The 15,939-nt window shown below is 60.2% G+C and carries 13 protein-coding genes and 8 pseudogenes; 8 read left to right on the forward strand and 13 right to left on the reverse strand.

Going from position 1 to position 15,939, the window contains the following annotated elements:
- The 3 genes from repA (at position 1) to repC (ending at position 3,604) form a co-directional block, all read left to right on the forward strand.
- A complete protein-coding gene (gene repA / locus M728_RS25490; protein WP_026621610.1) occupies positions 1-1,215 on the forward strand; it encodes a plasmid partitioning protein RepA in 1,215 nt (404 codons plus the stop codon).
- Positions 1,212-2,234, forward strand: coding sequence for a plasmid partitioning protein RepB (gene repB / locus M728_RS25495; RefSeq protein ID WP_026621609.1), 1,023 nt, complete (start codon positions 1,212-1,214; stop codon positions 2,232-2,234). The genes repA and repB overlap by 4 nt, the downstream gene beginning before the upstream one ends.
- A gap of 155 nt (positions 2,235-2,389) precedes the next feature.
- On the forward strand, positions 2,390-3,604 hold the full coding sequence (gene repC, locus M728_RS25500; RefSeq protein ID WP_026621608.1) for a plasmid replication protein RepC: 1,215 nt from the start codon (positions 2,390-2,392) through the stop codon (positions 3,602-3,604).
- 360 nt (positions 3,605-3,964) lie between these two features.
- Here repC and M728_RS25505 read toward each other — a convergent pair whose 3' ends face one another.
- Positions 3,965-4,183: a transposase gene (locus M728_RS25505; protein WP_156943481.1), complete on the reverse strand. Its 219-nt coding sequence runs from the start codon at positions 4,181-4,183 to the stop codon at positions 3,965-3,967.
- Between the two features lie 192 nt (positions 4,184-4,375).
- On the opposite strand from M728_RS25505, the pseudogene M728_RS25510 reads away from it, so the two are divergent.
- Positions 4,376-5,152: pseudogene (locus M728_RS25510) on the forward strand (IS110 family transposase); the annotation flags it as partial.
- Between the two features lie 925 nt (positions 5,153-6,077).
- Positions 6,078-6,195, forward strand: a pseudogene (locus M728_RS25515) (recombinase family protein); the annotation flags it as partial.
- Between the two features lie 25 nt (positions 6,196-6,220).
- On the opposite strand, the pseudogene M728_RS25520 reads toward M728_RS25515, so the two are convergent.
- The 5 genes and pseudogenes from M728_RS25520 to M728_RS25540 all read right to left on the reverse strand — a co-directional run.
- Positions 6,221-6,416, reverse strand: a pseudogene (locus M728_RS25520) (recombinase family protein); the annotation flags it as partial.
- A gap of 545 nt (positions 6,417-6,961) precedes the next feature.
- A pseudogene (locus tag M728_RS25525) lies at positions 6,962-7,195 on the reverse strand (VOC family protein); the annotation flags it as partial.
- A 199-nt stretch (positions 7,196-7,394) separates the two neighbouring features.
- Positions 7,395-8,450 carry a site-specific integrase gene (locus M728_RS25530; protein ID WP_370906535.1) on the reverse strand — a complete coding sequence of 352 codons (1,056 nt, stop codon included), beginning with the start codon at positions 8,448-8,450 and terminating at the stop codon, positions 7,395-7,397.
- A gap of 56 nt (positions 8,451-8,506) precedes the next feature.
- Positions 8,507-8,914, reverse strand: coding sequence for a type II toxin-antitoxin system VapC family toxin (locus M728_RS25535; RefSeq protein WP_026621606.1), 408 nt, complete (start codon positions 8,912-8,914; stop codon positions 8,507-8,509).
- Positions 8,914-9,168 carry a type II toxin-antitoxin system Phd/YefM family antitoxin gene (locus M728_RS25540; RefSeq protein WP_026621605.1) on the reverse strand — a complete coding sequence of 85 codons (255 nt, stop codon included), beginning with the start codon at positions 9,166-9,168 and terminating at the stop codon, positions 8,914-8,916. Before M728_RS25540 ends, M728_RS25535 begins: the two co-directional genes overlap by 1 nt.
- 234 nt (positions 9,169-9,402) lie before the next feature.
- Here M728_RS25540 and M728_RS25545 point away from each other — a divergent pair, with 234 nt between their 5' ends.
- Both M728_RS25545 and M728_RS25550 read left to right on the forward strand, forming a co-directional pair.
- Entirely contained in the window at positions 9,403-10,356 is a 954-nt protein-coding gene (locus tag M728_RS25545; protein WP_026621604.1) for a DUF1403 family protein, read from the forward strand.
- A gap of 2 nt (positions 10,357-10,358) precedes the next feature.
- Positions 10,359-11,045 (forward strand): SMC-Scp complex subunit ScpB, encoded by a 687-nt coding sequence (locus M728_RS25550; RefSeq protein ID WP_026621603.1) that lies wholly within the window; start codon positions 10,359-10,361, stop codon positions 11,043-11,045.
- A 258-nt stretch (positions 11,046-11,303) separates the two neighbouring features.
- On the opposite strand, the gene M728_RS25555 is transcribed toward M728_RS25550, so the two are convergent.
- The 7 genes and pseudogenes from M728_RS25555 to M728_RS25585 all read right to left on the reverse strand — a co-directional run bounded on the left by M728_RS25555 (position 11,304) and on the right by M728_RS25585 (position 15,761).
- Complete coding sequence (locus M728_RS25555) at positions 11,304-11,684, reverse strand: PIN domain-containing protein (protein ID WP_245269733.1); 381 nt, start codon at positions 11,682-11,684, stop codon at positions 11,304-11,306.
- Positions 11,674-12,120, reverse strand: coding sequence for an excisionase (locus M728_RS25560; protein ID WP_026621602.1), 447 nt, complete (start codon positions 12,118-12,120; stop codon positions 11,674-11,676). Before M728_RS25560 ends, M728_RS25555 begins: the two co-directional genes overlap by 11 nt.
- A gap of 170 nt (positions 12,121-12,290) precedes the next feature.
- Positions 12,291-13,122, reverse strand: a pseudogene (locus tag M728_RS25565) (DUF3883 domain-containing protein).
- A gap of 129 nt (positions 13,123-13,251) precedes the next feature.
- Positions 13,252-13,575: a DNA-binding transcriptional regulator gene (locus M728_RS25570; RefSeq protein ID WP_026621600.1), complete on the reverse strand. Its 324-nt coding sequence runs from the start codon at positions 13,573-13,575 to the stop codon at positions 13,252-13,254.
- Positions 13,565-13,889, reverse strand: a pseudogene (locus M728_RS25575) (type II toxin-antitoxin system RelE/ParE family toxin). The gene M728_RS25570 and the pseudogene M728_RS25575 overlap by 11 nt, the downstream one beginning before the upstream one ends.
- Positions 13,890-13,951: 62 nt before the next feature.
- Positions 13,952-15,245: pseudogene (locus M728_RS25580) on the reverse strand (hypothetical protein); the annotation flags it as partial.
- 99 nt (positions 15,246-15,344) lie between these two features.
- Positions 15,345-15,761, reverse strand: coding sequence for a LysR substrate-binding domain-containing protein (locus tag M728_RS25585; RefSeq protein WP_245269731.1), 417 nt, complete (start codon positions 15,759-15,761; stop codon positions 15,345-15,347).
- Positions 15,762-15,776: 15 nt separating this feature from the next.
- Between M728_RS25585 and M728_RS25590 the strand changes: the two are divergent.
- Positions 15,777-15,929, forward strand: a pseudogene (locus M728_RS25590) (helix-turn-helix domain-containing protein); the annotation flags it as partial.
- Between the last annotated feature and the right edge of the window lie 10 nt (positions 15,930-15,939).

Raw genomic sequence — 15,939 nt, forward strand, 5'->3', positions numbered from 1 at the left:
ATGGCGAAGACCGCCGCAAAAGCAACTCCTGTTGTTGAAGGGTTGACCGCATTGATGGAGCGTCATGCCGACGCGCTCTCCAGTCAACTCCAAGCACATCATCTCAAGGTTTTTCCCCCGACCTCCGAGAAGGGGATTCGAACATTCGCCCCTTCAGAGGCATCCAAGCTGCTGGGCGTCGGGGAATCTTATCTACGGCAGACCGCTTCAGAAATGCCGGAGTTGAATGTCAGCATGAGCCCGGGAGGACGGCGGACTTTTTCCATTGAAGATATCCATGCCCTCCGCAAACACATGGATCAGGTTGGCCGCGGGAACCGACGTTACCTGCCGCATCGTCGAGACGGCGAGCAGTTGCAGGTTATCTCCGTGATGAATTTCAAAGGCGGGTCGGGCAAGACGACCACCGCCGCGCATCTGGCACAGTATCTGGCAATGCGCGGGTACCGTATCCTGGCAATCGATCTCGATCCTCAGGCAAGCCTTTCAGCCCTCTTCGGCAGTCAACCGGAAACGGACGTTGGTCCAAACGAAACGCTTTACGGCGCCATCAGGTACGATGAGGAGCAGGTATCGGTCGAGCAAGTCGTCCGCGGAACCTACATTCCCGATCTCCACCTGATCCCAGGGAACCTCGAATTGATGGAATTCGAGCACGACACCCCGCGTGCTCTGATGAAGCGGAAAGAAGGCGACACCCTCTTCTACGGCCGGATCAGTCAAGTCATTGAAGACATCGCGGACAACTATGATGTCGTCGTCATCGACTGCCCGCCTCAGCTAGGCTACCTCACGCTGTCGGCTTTAACGGCCGCAACGTCCATTCTGGTCACTGTGCATCCGCAGATGCTGGACGTGATGTCGATGAACCAGTTCCTGGCAATGACATCGAACTTGCTGCGGGAAATCGAGAACGCCGGCGCCGAGTTCAAGTTTAATTGGATGCGCTACCTGATAACCCGTTTCGAACCGAGCGATGGTCCGCAAAACCAGATGGTGGGTTATCTCCGGTCTATCTTCGGTGAAAATGTCCTTAATTTCCCTATGCTTAAAACGACCGCGGTTTCCGATGCCGGCTTGACGAACCAGACCCTTTTCGAAGTGGAGCGCAGCCAATTTACGCGCTCGACCTATGATCGAGCCTTGGAGGCAATGAACGCTGTCAATGACGAGATCGAAACTCTGATCAAAAAAGCATGGGGTAGATCCACATGAGCCGAAAGCACATCCTTGGAGTATCAACAGACACCGCCGACATGCCGTCTGTCGAAAACAGGACGGCCAAGAGCCGCTCCATGCCGCTCCTCGGCGTGACCAGGAAAGAGCGCAATCCGGCAACGAAACTGACCGCGAACATTGGCAACGCATTGCGCGAGCAAAATGATCGTCTCGGCCGGGCCGAGGAGATTGAGCGACGTCTTGCCGAAGGTCAGGCTGTGGTGGAACTGGACGCCTCGTCGATCGAGCCCTCTTTCGTGCAGGATCGGATGCAAGGGGACATCGATGGTCTCCTCGCGTCGATACGCGAGCAAGGGCAGCAGGTCCCGATCCTCGTGAGACCTCATCCCGACCAGCCCGGCCGATATCAGGTTGCCTTCGGCCACCGCCGACTGCGGGCCGTTGCAGATCTGGGCCTTCCTGTAAAGGCGGTCGTTCGCGAACTGACGGACGAGCAACTTGTCGTAGCGCAGGGGCAGGAAAACAATGAGCGTGAAGATCTTACCTTCATCGAGAAGGCGCGCTTCGCACATCGGCTCAATAAGCAGTTTGCACGAGAGATCGTCATCGCTGCCATGTCAATCGACAAAAGCAATCTGTCCAAGATGCTCCTGCTTGTCGACGCCCTCCCCTCAGAACTGATCGATGCTATCGGCGCCGCTCCGGGTGTTGGACGCCCAAGCTGGCAGCAGCTGGCAGAGTTGTTCGAAAAGGCCCCTTCTCCATCGGAGGCGATCATATTTGCGACCTCGGAAGAGGTACAAGCGCTGCCGTCGGCAGACCGGTTCAAGGCAGTGATTGGCCAACTGAAGCCTCGTCGGACCACGCGTGGGCTGCCGGGCGTCATGTCGTCTCCTGATGGAGACAGACTTGCGCAGGTTACACAGAGCAAGTCCAAGCTGGAAATCACGATCGACAGGAAAGCCACGCCTGACTTTGCGGCTTTCGTACTCGAGCATTTGCCGGCGCTCTATCAAGAGCACCGCGCCAAGATTCAACGCAAACAGGGAGAGTAACCCGCAAAAGAAAAGAGCCCCCTCAACGTCGCCGTCGTGGAAGCCCTTCTGTCTCTTTAGCACGAACAGAATCGCATTTCCTCGAATCTTCGTCAAGAGTCTTTGGCGCCGTTATGGTGAGCGAATTTCTTTTGCCTTCTGAAAGGTGAAAGAGGATGCAAACGGGAAGTGTGACGACGCCATTCGGGCGGCGGCCGATGACGCTCGCGCTCGTGCGGCGCCAGACGGCATTGGCCGAGATCAAACAAGGCAAGACCGCGGACAAATGGAAGGTATTCAGGGACATTTCCGCCGCCATGGAGCTGCTCGGGATTCAGTCCAATAGCCTCGCGATCCTTGATGCGCTGTTGAGTTTTTATCCTGACAACGAGTTGCGCCAGGACGCACAAATGATCGTCTTTCCCTCGAATGCCCAGCTTGCGCTTCGAGCGCATGCGATGGCGGGCGCGACTTTGCGCAGACACATCGCCCTGCTGGTGGAGGCAGGTCTAATCGTCCGAAAGGATAGTGCCAATGGAAAGCGCTACGCCCGCAAGGACTGCAATGGCCAGATAGAGTGCGCCTTCGGCTTCGACTTGTCGCCGCTCCTCGCGCGTTCCGAAGAGTTGGCGAAACTGGCACAACAAGTGATCGCCAATCGAACAGCGTTCAGGAAAGCCAAAGAGAGCCTAACGATTTGCCGACGTGACGTCCGGAAGCTAATTACGGCGGCTATGAAAGAGGGCGCAGAAGGCGACTGGCAGGCGATCGAGGATATCTATGTGGCGCTTGTGAGCAGAATTCCGCGTGTTCCGACACTTGCCGACGTCACGGCGACCCTCGAAGAAATGGAGATGCTTCGCGAGGAGATAGTCAATCGATTGGAAATTCAGGAAGATTCCAAAAATAATAGCACCAATGATGCTCACAGTGAGCAGCACATACAGAGTTCAGAGTCCGAATCCACTTATGAACTTGAACCTAGCTCTGGAAAAGAGCTGGGTGCGAAGCCGAGCGAAATGCGCCGGCCGAAGAGAGAGTCAAAAAAGGCGTTCCCGTTGGGTGTGGTGTTGAAAGCATGCCCGACGATATCGGACTATGCACCGGGCGGCACAATCGGAAATTGGCGCGATCTGATGTCGGCCGCGGTCGTCGTTCGATCTATGCTGGGCGTGAGCCCGTCGGCCTATCAGGAGGCCTGTGAGGCTATGGGGCCGGAAAATGCGGCCGCGGCGGTCGCCTGCATCTTGGAGCGTGCGAACTTCATCAACTCGGCCGGCGGCTACCTGCGGAATCTTACACGGCGAAGCGAGCGCGACGAATTCTCCCTTGGCCCGATGATAATGGCGTTGTTGAAGACCAATGGGCAGGCGAGCTTGAGGGCCGGGTAGGTTTTTATGATCGCGACCACGAAGTTTAATCTTGGCGCACGGGGGCCGAACGCGGTTTTTTGTGGTGGTCAGTTGACCACAGTTCTAACCCGCTGAAAGCTAAGGGACTAAGTGATGCGGTTTGCTCAAATTAGCCAAGGAGAGCGTTACGCGCGGAGGCTGCTCGGGTTGGTAGAGGTGGACAATGATCCACGGCGATTGACTCGATGGTGGTCCTCGCAATCGCTGATCTGGTTAGGGGCGGGCAGGGGATCAAGCGAACCGGCCGGGCGGGTCCACGGAGTTATACCAACAATCTAATGCAGCAAATCGCATTCGGGGAGAAGATGGACGCGATCGGGGCATCGCGGTGCGCAAGGCCTATTTGATATTAGAGAAGAGTTGCTCGATGTGATTCAGGTCGGGGCCGTAAGGCGGCAGCGGTCTTGGCCCTCTCTTTCGAATAGCCCGGCACACCGCCAGGCTCTTGTGGTTACCGGGATTGTCGCGGAGGACGATGGCACTCAGCGACAGCGTCCTTTCGAGTGCCCTTCTCAACATACATTGGCGTTGGGGCCGGGTTGAGGATCCATGGCGCATTGATCCGGGCGCTTCGGAGAGCCGCGACGTAAGTCATCGTCCTCCTATGACATGAGTGATCAATGGCTCGCCGCGCTCGCCCAAGCTTTCGGAGCGGAGCCATGTTGGTCTTCACCGAGGCGTCATCAATGAAGACCAGGCGATTGGAGTCGATCTTGCTCTGATGGCGCTTCCACCGTTCAAACGGGAGGGAAGGCGCAGAAGAATGACGATCGCGACGCTGAGGCAATTCCCGAAGCCGCGACCCGACCAACGATGCGGTTCGTCGCGCTCAAGAGCGAGGAGCAACTCGACCTGCAGAGCCTCCATCGCGCCAGAGATCGTCTGGTCGGTGAGCGGACTGCCCTGATCAATCAACTGCGTGCAATTCTCCTGGAGAGCGGCATCACCCTTCCCCAGGGCCGTAAGAAGCTCGAGAGCATCCTTCCGCAGATGATCGAAAACAGCGGCGATCTGTTGAGCGATCGGATCCGACATTTGCTCGAACAGATGTCGCAGGACCTTCGTGACCTCACCAAGCGCAACACCGCGTTTGACGATGAGTTCACTGCTTTTGCCCGCAATGATGCCGCGTGTCAGCGACTGGAATCGATTCCCGGCATAGGATCGTTGAACGCCACTGCCTTTGTCGCGGCGATCGACGAAGCGCAGGCGTTTGCTCGCGGCCGAGATCTCGCGGCCTGGCTGGGGCTGGTGCCGCGGCAGATGACCACGGGTGGAAAGCCTCGGCTGCTGGGCATCAGCAAACGTGGGAACGCATATCTGCGCCGCATGCTGATCCATGGTGCAAGGGCAGCCATGCCGCATCTGGCGCGAACCCAGACCGCAACCGGCTCGTGGCTACGCGGGCTGATCGCGCGCGCCCATCCGAATGTCGTCGTGGTCGCGTTGGCGGCAAAGATGGCGCGGATCATTTGGGCGGTCTTGCAGAAACGTGTTGCGTTCGAATACGCGGGGGCCGCCCTGTAATCGCGGCGTTGCTGCCTCGCGAAAATCTGCGGGTGGAATGAGGAAGATGGCCTGACAGTTAGACGACGCCTTGAAAACCCGACCAAAAAGATGGCGGACCTCGCCGGAGCGTTTATGAGGATCAGGGCGTGCGGAGCTCCATCTTGGCCAAGGCATGCCTTGAGACCGGGTACGTTGGTGCAGATTGATCAGGCTTCTTCAGACCGCTTGCGGACGGGCGAGCCATACGTTTCTTGAAGCTTGCAGAAAGTGGCTACATTGCCCGCATGGACTTTCCGCCGCGCTCCTCAGACCTCGCGCACCCGGATGCTGTGCTCGCCGGCAATCCAGGCTTATAGGCGACCGCCGTTCTTGTCCAGCGCGACACTGCCAGTGTCAGCGCTGGCGTTTCGCCCACTTGATCTTGCTCGAGGGAGCAGCCTTCAGCGCCGCGGCGACTTCATGATATGTCTACCCCGGGCAGCAATCCGATCCATCGCCCGTAACGCAAATCCATAGAAGAGGCCCCACCCATCGAACAAACCTCCACGGCTCGTTCAATCCAATCTGACGTGCGAAGTAAACGGAATCCCGATCCAGTCAAATCGCAAATCGGTCTAGCCATGGCTGGGGAACACGCGAGTAAGCGCTCGGAAATCTCCCTGGGTCCGCGGAATATTTCGTGGCTGAAGGGGGTACAAGGAGGGGCTGAGGTTTCCATTGCGAGTCCGAGCCATATTCTCATGAGCAGTGTGTCGAATTGGAGATCTTCGTAGTGGTCAGCTGACCACTGCTCTAACTTGTTGGAAGGAAAGGGGTTTTAAGGACGCTCCTTTATGGTTATCAGGTCTTATCTGATAGCGTCGGAACGCTGAGTGAAGCCCAAGTGCAATGGGTATCAGATGGGCTGTTGAAGAGCCTGCAGAGGCCGAAGTCGTGATGAGACACGTGGGACGATATAGCCCGTGTCCTGAAACAACGCGACTCGACTGGAGCCCCGAACGTCTTCGACGCGCCGCCAGTGGATGGTGTCTGAGCGGATGGCGGATTCCGTGCTTCTGAAGGCCATAGTGTTGTTAGCCGGCGCCTGGCCATCAATCCCGAGCGGCGGGCGCGGTCGATCAGGTTTTCACCGACAACGGCGACCATTTCGAACCGCCACGTGACGTGCGCCCAGGCAAATGTTCAAGCCAGCCCGCGAAATTCGCGCAAGGTGAGGTCGGGGTTTGATGAATGGATTGCCACCGATCAGGCGGTCTTCGGGTAGTCGAAGCGGGGACTTTCTTGGTCCGGCCGCATGCGGCGAACCGTCGGGAGCCGTAGATGACTGTAGGCGGACGAGGTCTGCCATAGGCAGACTTCTGCGCGGCCTTGATTTGGCCAACGCCTCGGTCGCCCTTCCTTAAGGCTAGGATTTACAAGCCGATACAGACGCTTCCCGAAGACGAACAGCGCGCCGTTGCCAAGCCGGCCGAGGAGCTTGTCACGGCCCACAATCTTCGTGAATTGCGGGCCTCGCTGGAAGCACGCAAGAAGACGTGTCTAGCGCTTTTCCAGCCTCGATCTATTGGTCTGCTTGAATGCGGAGCAAACGATATGACGCTGTCGACACTCCGGGGGCACGTTGAAGATCGTCGAGGGTTTCGCGGGCAAGAATGTCGAGCTTTCGAGCATCGCACAGCGCTCCCGACGCGGTTCAAAGATCTAAGAGGCTTCTCTGGTTTGGGGGCGTTGTGCTCGCTCCAGCACGTTTTTTCGGACCGTTCCGCAGGTCGCTCTTCGCCATCTGTCTTCGTATTGCGCTCAGCTGAGTTCTGGGCGAGTCCCATGAGAAACGACAGGGGGCGTGAGGAAGCGGGAGAGCTCGAGCCGGCTGTGGCCGTCCGGTGTGCGCATCATGGCAATCTCGACACGCTGATCGCCCAGTCCAGTGACACGTCCGGCCCATTCGCCTTCGATCGTGGCCCGCCCTTCGAGCTCGAAGCCGAGTTCGCGAAAGAAATCAATCGTTTTTCCAAGTTCCTCGACGGCGATTCCTACGTTGTCCATCCGCTTGAGCGCCATGTTCCACTCTCCAAAGTGTCGTTCCAATCTAGAAGGTGTCGCCTAGTCTAACAACGGACGCTTGAGGTGCCCCAACGCCGGCGGCCATCCGGGCCCAATTCGCTGCTGTCCACATCAGAAGCTTGAAATCATGGAACGCCTCAAACCGCCACGCCGTGTTCAAATGATCCCTAAAAGGGCCATAGCAGGGGAGGGGGAGCTATAGCCCTGCCGCTTTCGTCAAGTTGACGCGGAACCGATCGCGACGGCGCTGGTATTTGCGGGTCATTTCTGCGCTGGCGTGGCCGAGCTGCTTCTGCACGTGACGCTCGTCGACCTCGGCCGAGGAGGCAAGGCCCGCGCGCAGCGAATGGCCCGCGAACTTCTGGACTCGCTCGACTTCCGAAAGATCGCCGCGCACGCCGGCGGCCAAGGCCGTTTTCTTGACGAGGCGCGCCACCTCCTGGTCGTTCAGGCGCTCCGGGCCCACATCTTTGCCCCGGCCGGTCACGCGGCGGAAAAGGGGGCCTTTGGCGATCTTCGCGAACTTGATCCAGGTTTCAACGGCCGCGACAGGGCAGGTGGTGTCGGAGGAGCCGCGGCCGACCTCTACCTCGCGCCAGCCGGTCTTGCCGCGCAGCGTCAACAGTGCGCCCTTGTCGAGGATCTCGATCCACCCGCGCCCGTCTTCGGTCTGGTCGCGGCCGAGGTCGAGCCCGACGATCTCGGAGCGCCGGAGGCCGCCGGCGAACCCGATCAGCAGCATCGCCCGGTCCCGGATGCCGCGCAGGGCCCCACGGTCGAGCGTCTCCAGCATGGCGATCAGGTCTTCGGGCAGGATCGCTTCCTTCTGCCGGGGCGGGGTTGCGTGTTTATTGCGAATGCCGGCCATCACGGTGGCGATCGCGCGATCCTTGCGATCGAGCGACATGCCGCGTTGCGTGCAGTTCCACCCGATTGCCGCCAACCGCCGCTCGATGGTCGAGACGGTGTTGGGCTTCATGCCGCGCTCCGCGGTACCCGACGCGCAGGCGGTAATGTAGAGACTGACGAGGTGCGGGTCCGGGGGGAGGGGAGTCAGGTTCGCGCGCCGGCACCAGGCGGAGAAATGCTTCCAGTCGGCGGCATAGGCTCTGCGGGTGTTGGCGGAACTCGCTGCTTCGACGTAGCCGCGCGCCCGATCGGCGAGCCCTTCGAGATGCGCCGGCAAGGTGGTGCTCGCTTGCGCCGCGGAAGAGGGGAGGGGAGTGGTGCCAGGGGTCGTGTCGACACTGATATCGTTTGGGCCGGGATGGTCCGTGTCTGGCGATTTTGAGTAGGTCACTGGTCCGCTCACGCCGGCGCCTCCCATGGATTGATCACAGCTGCGTCCGTGTCTTCGAAATCCTTGACGTTGCGCGTAACGAGAATCAGGTCGTGAACGATTGCGGTCGCGGCGATCAACCCATCGACCTCGCTGCGCGGCCCGATCGCGGCGATGCGGCCCCATTCGACGGCGATCTGGTCGGTTACCGGCAGGATGCGATCGCTATGGTCGCGACGCAGCTTGCGCAGCCATTCTGTGAGGTGAGCGGCAGCCTTGGGGTCGGACTTCTGCTTCAGGGCAATGCCGCGCATGATTCCGCCGAGGGTCAGCGCGCTGAGATGAACGCTGAGTGGGTCGACCGAGCGCAGCCAAGCGATCGCCTGCGGCGTACCGCGCCGGGCCTCCGAGACGATGTTGGTGTCCAGCAGATACATCAGAAGGCCACGTCGCGGCTTGGAGTCTTGGCGCGTATATCCACCGTGTCGGCGAGCTCATCGTCCCACGCGGGACCGCCGAGCAGATCGTCGACGAGCGTCGGCCGACCGGCGCGCAAAGCGTCATAGTCGCGGGCGGACAGCACGACGGCCGTGCGCTCGCCGCGCACGGTAATTTCCTGCGGGCCTTCGTGGCGCGCCTTCTGCACCACCTTCGAGAACTGGTTCTTGGCGTCCTGCAGCTGCCATTCCATCGATCCGCTCCAATCTAGCTAGGCTGTCTAGCTATATAATCTTCTTTGCCGACGGAAAGAAGCGCAAATGGCCGTCGATTGCAGCGATTTTTTCGGCAATCGCCGGGCTCCACTCTATAAAGAGCAAAACGAACGATAAGGCAAACTTATCAGTCGTTCTAAATTAAAGACAAGCGGTGCGGTTTATACGACAATGGGTGGCAGAAACTGCACACATGATATATGCTGCGCGGCATGGATTCGCTCGCCAACCCCGCTGCTTCGATCTCTCTGCCGCCCGCCCAGTTGCCGGCTTGGGCGTTGCCGCGCGGGCGCGAACTGACGGAAGCGGACGCCGCCTTCGTCGCCGGCATCGCCCTGAAATGCTTGGATGATTTGGTTCGTAGCGAACCGATTTGGGCCGGCTGCTGGCGCGCGCGCCAGGCTCTGAAATGCGCCACGGCGGCCGTGCGGCTGATGGGCCGCAATGAGGACGAAGCAGCGCTGCGCGACGCCGTGCTGCTGACCGCGGCGGGCGACGATCCCGGTCCCGCCGGAAAGGTGTTTTCGGCCTACAAAAGAATCGCCAGCCGAAAACCCGGCTTTTCCTCGAAAGGCGTGGCCGAGCTGGCCGATCTGCTCGGGCTGGCCTGGGACAACCGGCTGGCGGCCGCCATCGACCACCTCGACGATGCCCTGCAGTCCGGTCGTCCCGCGCCGTTCGCCGCCGCGGACTTGGTGAGCGCGATCCATGCCGCGCGCCCGGATGCCGAGCCGCTCGCCTGGGCGCTGGCTGACCTGCTAATCGCCGCGCTGCTGAAATGGGACCGGCCCGTGCCGCTGCTGATGGCGGAGCGTTATGGGCCGGCCTTCCGGACGCTCGGGGGCAGGGGACGCGTGCGGCCGGGCGAACCCGCTTTCCCGCGCGCCGTCTGTCTAGCCCTGGTCGAAGGAGCAGGCAGCGCCCTGCGGTTGGCCGGCGAGATCGCGCGACGGGCCGACGTCCTTCTGACCGTGGCGCCGAAGATTCGGACGAAGGGTGCCGCGCCGGTGATCCAGACGCTGCTCGAGGAGGATGCCGTGCCGGCGTCGGCGCCCGGCAGCGATCTGTCCCGCTGGGCCGCGACCCGGCTGTTCGAACGGCTCGAAGGATTTGGCGCCGTGCGGGAACTCTCCGGCCGCCCGTCCTTCCGGATTTACGGTTTGTGACGATGGCAGGACGGAGCGCTGGCAATACACGTCGTGGAAGCAAATCGCGGTCGGAGGATGAAATCCTCTATGACCGTGAACTTGAGGACCTGCCGCCGGAGCTGCGCTGGCGCGAATGGATGTTGCGTGTCGAGGCGGTGATCTTCGCCTCGGCCGAGCCGGTGAGCCGCGAGACGCTCGCGCGGGTCATTGGCCGCGATTGCAGCATCGACCTGCTGATCGACGATCTCCAGGAAGAACTGCGCGATCGACCCTATGAACTGGTTGCCGTCGCCGGCGGCTGGCAGCACCGTACCCGGGCGCGCTTCGGCGAAACCATCCGCGCTTCCACCGCACCGACGCTCTCAGCGGTCGCGGCGTTGTCGGAATTCGAGGCGATGGTGCTCACGGCGGTGGGATATTTTCAGCCGGTCACCCGCGGAGAGCTGTCAAAGATCTTCGGTAAGGAGGTCAGTCGCGACACCATCGCTGCGCTTCGTGGTACGGGGTTTCTGTCGTCCGGGCCGCGCAGCCCGACGCCCGGCGCGCCCTATACCTACGTCACGACAAAGCATTTCCTTTCGGCCTTCGGGATGGAGACGCTGCGCGACCTACCCGACATCGAGGCACTTGAGGATGCGGGGCTGCTCAGTCGGCATTCTGTTCAGAATGAGCCGCTTTCGGCCGAGGCGGACGTTGATGGGGAATAAGGTTGCCAACTACCGCGTGCGGAGTATCCCGGTAGCTGTGCTACATTTGGACCTCGCCGGCTCCGTTCAGCGAGGAGATGTTGCGGCGAAGCACATCTGAAAATTTCTTCAACCCGTTTTGCTCAAGCGCGTCGACGAACGCTTCAACCGATGGCGTTGTCTTGCGCAGATTGCGCCGCGCACGTCGGACGCTGGAGATGAGCGCATCGGGAAACGCCGCATGGAGATCGGTCAGGAAATCATCCGGCGACTGACTGGTTACACCGTAGGGAAGGAGGTCCCGCTTTGGAAAATCCTTGAGGTTCCAGGTGACGATGACGGAGGCTTCCCGGCAATGGCGGCTGCGAGCACATGCCGATCGTCAGGGTCAGGTAGTTTGAGATTCGCGACCAACGGGCGATAGTTCGCCACGTCTGCGTCCGGCAGGACGGCCTTCATCCTGTCACGCGTGGCCTCCAGACGTTCTAAGGGCAAAGCATGAGTATTGGCGGCGAGATTGCGCATCCACTCATCATGGATGTCGTCGGTCCAGCGCGCCTCGACGAGGCCGTCGAAGGCGCACTGGATCAGGACGTTGCGTAGATGGAAGGGATAGAGGACGCAGGCATCATAGACCGCGACAGGCGGTTTAGAGGCCATGGGTCTGAATGAGATCCTCGGTGTCTTCGGCAAGCGCTTCCATCGCGACCTGTCGGGCGTCGAGCCTGGATTTCAGCGCGAGCACGTCCTTCAGCAAGGCGCGGCGGTGTTTCCCCACATAGCGGAACGGCAGGTCGCCCCGATCCATGCGCAGGACGACGAGCGGACGAGAGATGCCGAGAATGGCTGACGCCTCGGTCGGGCTTAATTCCTGGTCTTCGGCCAGCACCGCGACGCGCTCGCCGCGCAGCATGTGCGCCAGAAGAGCCTCAACTGCCGCGGCGGCCGAGGGCGGAATCGAGAGCGTCCGCTCCTGGCCGCCTTCGCGGCGAACATGAAGTTCCAGCCTGTCGCCCGCAGTCAACTTCGGCAAGGGCGAGGCTGCTTTACGGTCACGATCCGACAATCCGGCGAAATGAACGATCTGGCTGGCCATGGTGATGTCTCCTTGGTCGCAATATAGTGCGCATCATCGGTAACTGCAATAACTGAAACCTTGATGGGTCGATGGCGTCGGGGGTGATGCGGGTCGCCAGATCGCCGCCGCCAGTTTGACGTCGGGCAATTCCCCAAACCTGATTGAGGATCACCGCTTCGCAGCGCCATTCAATTGAATGAAGCTTGGTATTGCGTTGCTATCAAAGAACATGGGCTTCGAGAGGCGGCCGGAGCTCGAAAGCTCTCGCATTCCGGGAGAAGTCGAACAGTCGCACCAGACTCCATTCATGTCGCCGAGCGTCTGCGACTTCCAGCTCGTTTCTCGAGATGTAGAAAGGCATGCGCTCCCACCCGTTCGTCGTCTTCACTTCGATGAGACGTGGCGACCCATTCGGCGCGAAACTGGCAATATCATAGCCAAGACCATCACCGTCTTCCTGAGATACCCAACGGACCCTCGCTGCCAGATCCCTTCGACCTGAGGCTTGAAGATGTGCGCGTTCATGATGGAAAACACGCTCTTCGCCGGCCTTTCCGAGGGAACGGTTTCTCTCATCCCTTCCCGCCACATCAAATCTGCGGGCAATTGCTTCGAGCTGTGACAGTTCGGCCGGAGGAGGAGCATTCTGCATCGTCGGCGGCACACCGAAGAACAGCGTTGGCGCATCAGCAAAACCCTGTGCAACCTTGGCCTGCGCTTAAGGCCTCAAACGACGGGTTCTTCGCGACCCATCTCGAAACGGCTTCCGCCAGAGACATCTGGAAATTGAAGCGAGGCTGATAGCCTTGGATAAACGGGAGCCCAAAGCCGACCAGGGCAGCCGAGATGTTGCAGTTCTTGAACTCGATCGAGCCCTTGGGTCGCCCAAGTAACTGCTGAAGGGTCCTGTTGGTCATCGCCTTGTGTGTGGGCCCGACCAGCCAGATCATCCCTCAGCATTTCAAAATAGACGGCGACGATTGCGTCGTTTTCCTGATCGGACCAGCTTTCAGCGTTCATGCCGCCAGGCTATGTCGGCCTAGGTGCTTTGTCACCGGGAATATACGATAACTTGTACCCTGCGGTAGACACACGTCGTCTCGAACCTGCTCGAGAGTTCGGATTTTACGTACGGAGCGGAAGATCCAGTTACGCAAGCATCTGCAGCCCGTGTTTCTGCACCAGCGACAGAAGCTTGAGCGCCGGCCCGCTCGGCCGCTTGGCGCCAGTTTCCCATTTCTGGACCGTCGACTGGCTCGTGTTCAGATAACGGGCAAAGACCGGCTGGCTAACATGATTCTTCTCGCGGAGCGCCTTGATCTCGTCAGGCGTCAGTTCCCGCGGTATCACAAGGCAATCTTCATCGAAGGTCCGCATCGTTTCCTTGTCGATGGTCCCGGCGGCGAACATGCCTTCGACCGCACTATGGATTGCTTCGAAGGCATCACTCTTGAACTTGCGTTTAGTCGCCATGGTCTATCTCCAACAGGGCACCGATCTCGAGTTCCGCTTCCAGGTCGGTTTTGTCTTGCAACGGTAGAGATCGGCGAGCTTCCGGAAATGCCAGAAGCTCGTCGTCATCGATGTTCGCCCGATCCTTCTTGGCGAAGAGATAGGCGAACACCCAGAACTCTCCAGCCTTTGTTGTCGTTGAGCCGCTTCTTGAAGACGCCACCGCCGAGATCGTCGGCCTGTCCAAGGGCAACCTGACGGATTGCCTTCGACAGCGCCTTGTCGGAGATTCGCGCTTTCTTCGCCGCCTTGGCGAACCACCCTGTTTTGAACACTCGTTCTTGACATCTGTTTATATAGCACTAAGTGCTATATCCATCAAGGTTTGAAAGGGAAGTTATGCTGCCTCCCATACCTGATTCAGAATCCGGGCAGCAAGGGCGGCCTTGTCCTGAGGCAGAAAACGCCCGTAGTGCTGCTGCACCACATCCGGCGTGTCCTGGATCGCATAGCTTGCCTGTTCGCAGGATCCCGTCTGCTTGAGGATGTGGGTCGCCAGAATGTCTCGAAGATTGTGAGGGCCGTGCGGCAGCAAGCCTTTGATAGCGCCGCGACCGGTGTAAGGATTGTAGATCCCGTATCGCTGGATCACGGTCCGCCAGGCTTCGTAGAACTTGGTGGAGTCGTATGCCGCATCCAGACTGGTTGTCTTCACCGTCTTGACGAAGAGCGTGCCGGGATCTTTTGCCGGGCCGAGCAGCACACCGCGATGACGATCGATATAGGCTTCGAGGTACTTGTAGAGGTCGAGCAGGTCCGGCAGGATCAACCGGAACGGCTTCTGCCCGAAGAAGCGTGCCGATGAAACGCATCGCAGGCGCCATGCCAGTCGCGAGCAGCAAACTCGATCTCCTCCGGTGCGATCAATCCTTCGGTCGGTCGTACATTCCTCAAGAGCTCGGGATGCTGGCGGATCCAGCCAACCTCCGAGCGGGTCAGCGCCTGAGCAACCATCAACATGTCTTCTTCCCATTTGGGGTAGAATCCACGGCGCTGTTCTCGCCATTGCAAATACCAGTCCCAGACGCCGGGGAAGATCAGCAGGCCGAAGGTCCGTTGGCTGAGTGGCACGCCTCGGCCTTTGACGACACCTGCGGGTGAGGCGGCCAGCGCTCCGAACATCAGGCCAAGATGTTCGATCTTCTGCGATGCGGTTTCCTCGCCCCACACCCCGTTCCGCTGGAAGCCAATCGCCGTCAGTGTCGAGGTCTTGAACCAGATCAGGTCAGCCATTTCCATTGCGAGTCGCGGCGGTGCATCACGACGCCTGACAGGAGATCAGGATCTTCGAATGGTTCGGCGACATTTTGGTTCGCGCTGGTTGCCAAGGTGGCTCGAGGCGGCAGCGCTGTTCCGCCATAGGTGACGCCTGGAAAGCGGATCGCGTAACGCTGTTTGCTGGCTGCAGCCTGGTAGCGTCGATAGTCGGTCGAGCCCGAGACGATGACCCGGCGCACCCAGTCGAGGATCTCCTCCCGCTTGGTGAACGGCAGACTGCTGAAATCGTCAGGAAGGTGCACCGCAATTCTTCGCCGCTCGGCCGGGCTGATATCACCAAGGTCGTGACCATGGAGAGAGCGGGACTGATGAGGCAGTTTTGCCTTGAAGTATCCTGCCGGCAGCCGATCGCGAGCATGATACACCCGCCATCCAAAGCGCGGGCGGCATAAATATCCCGCACGATGGCGAGGCCCTAGCCGGCAATGACGCCCTGGATCAGCAATGCGTCGTCAGCGTAGCTCGGCCCCTTCGTCGCGTTGCGAGCCGGCTTGACGCCCTGCGCTTCGAGCCAGGCCGGCCAGTCGGCCCGGTCGCGATCCTGCAGGAGCGGATAGCAGGCATTCGGCCGGATCGTTCAAAGGGCCATCGAGCAGGAGCGACGGGCTTGCGACCGCCACGAACCGAGGCGAGAACAGCAACGCGGCATCGAGGCCGGGATAGTCGCCGGAACCGTGCCGGATTGCCACGTCCACCATGCCGCTCGCCATGTCCGCGAGCTGCACCGAGGTCTCAATTCGAATCTCGATCTCGGGATGCTGCGAAGCGAAGCCGCCGAGGCGTGACATAAGCCAGCAGGCGGCAAAGGAGGGCGTGGTGCTGACGACCAGCGAACGCGGCCCCGGCCGGCGATCCTCGAATAGCTGCACGGCCGCGTCGATCTGCTCGAAGCCCGGCGCGACCTTGCCGAACTGGCGCAGGCCATGGTCGCCGAAACGCTAAAGGTGACGCCGCGGGCGGCGCTCCGGATCGTCGAGAAGCTTGGGCTGCGCGAGATGACCGGCAGGGGGAGGTTTCGGGCATGGGGGGTACGATGAAAAAATGAAC

Source organism: Ensifer sp. WSM1721 (assembly GCF_000513895.2).
Taxonomy (GTDB): domain Bacteria; phylum Pseudomonadota; class Alphaproteobacteria; order Rhizobiales; family Rhizobiaceae; genus Sinorhizobium.